The 2,063-nt window shown below is 44.5% G+C and carries 2 protein-coding genes; both read left to right on the top strand.

Going from position 1 to position 2,063, the window contains the following annotated elements:
- Nucleotides 1–110: 110 nt before the first annotated feature.
- Nucleotides 111–911, top strand: a complete 801-nt coding sequence (locus ACXJGZ_RS05275) for an SPL family radical SAM protein (RefSeq protein WP_456398466.1) — start codon at nucleotides 111–113, stop codon at nucleotides 909–911.
- A 25-nt stretch (nucleotides 912–936) separates the two neighbouring features.
- Nucleotides 937–2,063, top strand: a 1,127-nt coding sequence (locus tag ACXJGZ_RS05270) for a DUF763 domain-containing protein (protein ID WP_456398464.1), incomplete at its 3' end; no start/stop codon positions are given.

The raw sequence follows: 2,063 nt of genomic DNA, 5'->3' as shown, positions 1-2,063 counted from the left end.
AGCAGCAGTAGCAACATCAGGAATGCCAGCTTCTTCATGGAATAAAATGAGGAGAGCTTAGAATAAAAGCCTTACTCAATATTTTTAATAGAGGAGGACTACTTTAAACCATGGGATTTGAGGTTTACAGAATAAAAGCCAAGAGTATCTACACAAAAAGCCGCATTCCCGGAGTGGATTATGTCATCAATCAGTATGTAGGATGTCAGTTCGCGTGTAAATACTGCTATGCGAAGTTTATATGCAAATGGAAGCCGTACGGCGAATGGGGTTCCTGGGTGGAAATTAAGGAGAATGCTCCCGAACTTGCGAGAAAGCATGTGAAAGGAAGCGTGGTAATGTCGAGCATAAGCGATCCCTATCAGCCACTTGAAGGGAAATTAAAGCTCACGAGAAGAGTTCTCCGGTATATGGACAAGAGGAACGAGCTGAGCATTTTGACGAAATCACCGCTCATTTTGAGGGATGTAGATATCTTAAAGCTCTTCCACCGTGTCGAAGTGGGTTTCACCTTAAATAGCTTTGAAGGGAGGGAGAAGAAGCTCATAGAACCTTTAACACCTCCGCAGAAATCAAGAATAAATGCTTTAAAAAAGCTGAGCGATGAGGAGATTAAGACATATGCCTTTATAAGCCCTATAATTCCTCACCTAACGGATGTTGAAAGCATAATAAGGGAAACGAGAGACCTTGTGGATTATTATTTCTTTGAGATCCTCAACTTGAGTGCCAGCGGAAAGGAATTTGAAGCTCTCTTGAGGGAGAATTTTGAGGAAAGCTACAAGGTCATGACCGTGGAAAAGAAGTTCTGGGATTTTGTGAAGGAGCTTAGGGAGATGATACAAAAGCTTGGAGTTAAAACTGAAGGCATAGAGATTCACAAAAGGGGATGGGAGTTGATAAAGCCTTAAATAGTTCTTTTTCGAAGGGATAATCATGAGAAGAGGTATTGCCGAGCTTCCCCTACATGGAGGGCATGTTCCCCCATGGCTTGCCCTTAGAATGAAGAGGTTATCCAAGCTTCTCCTCAGGCTTCTGATAGATGAATACGGTACGGAAGGACTTTTGGAGAGACTGGCGGATCCGATATGGTTTCAAGCCCTTAATAATTTGATTGGTATGGATTGGGATTCATCGGGAAGCACAACGGTCACAGCGGGAATATTAAAAGAGGTTCTCTCCGAAGAAGATTTTGGTGTCAGAGCTGCTGGAGGGAAAGGTGCAAGGAGTAGAAGAACACCTGAAGAGCTGAAGCAGATAGGCAGGATATATGAGCTTGATGTTGAGAAATATATAAAAACATCAAAACTCGTTGCAAAAGTCGATACCGTGGCACTCCAAACAGGATATCAGCTCTACCATCATGTCTTCTTTGTGGATAGGGAAGGTAGATGGGCGATAGTGCAGCAGGGGATGAAGCCGGACATTAAAATGGCGAGAAGATACCACTGGTTTGATACAAACACCTTCACGATGGATCCCCATAAGGGCATAATTGGGATTAAAATGAACTATGCATTGAACACAATCTCAAGAGAAGCTAAAGAATACCAAAAAACGCTCCTCGATGTGGTCTCCGAAGACCCGAGGAAGATCGAGCGGGAAGTGGAAACACTTAAAGCCGTGGAGGAGGGTTATCGCCCATTGGTTTACTACAAGCCACGGGATGCAGATGAAATTCCACTATTGAGGAGGTATAAGAGCCTTGGAAAGCTCGAGCTCAACAGGAAGGCACTTGAAATTGCAAGGGAGCTTTCTGTTTCAAACTATGATGAGCTTCTTCTTGTCAAGGGGCTGGGTCCCAGCACCCTTCGTGCCCTCTCGCTCGTGCTTGAGCTCGTCTATGATGTTCACCCCTCATGGAAAGATCCAGTAACCCATCCCCCTGATCCCTTCAAATTTGCATACGCTGTGGGGGGAAAGGACAGGGTGCCCTTCCCCATAGAAAGACGCACATATGATGAACTGAACTCCTTTTTGGAGCTTCTTTTGGAGAAGGGCAAGAGGGAGAGGGATTTAGTGAAACAGGTAACGAGGATAAGTAAAAGGTGGAGATTTCCTGA

The sequence above is a fragment of the Palaeococcus sp. (in: euryarchaeotes) genome, assembly GCF_053987695.1.
This window is presented reverse-complemented; position numbering and strand designations above follow the sequence as displayed.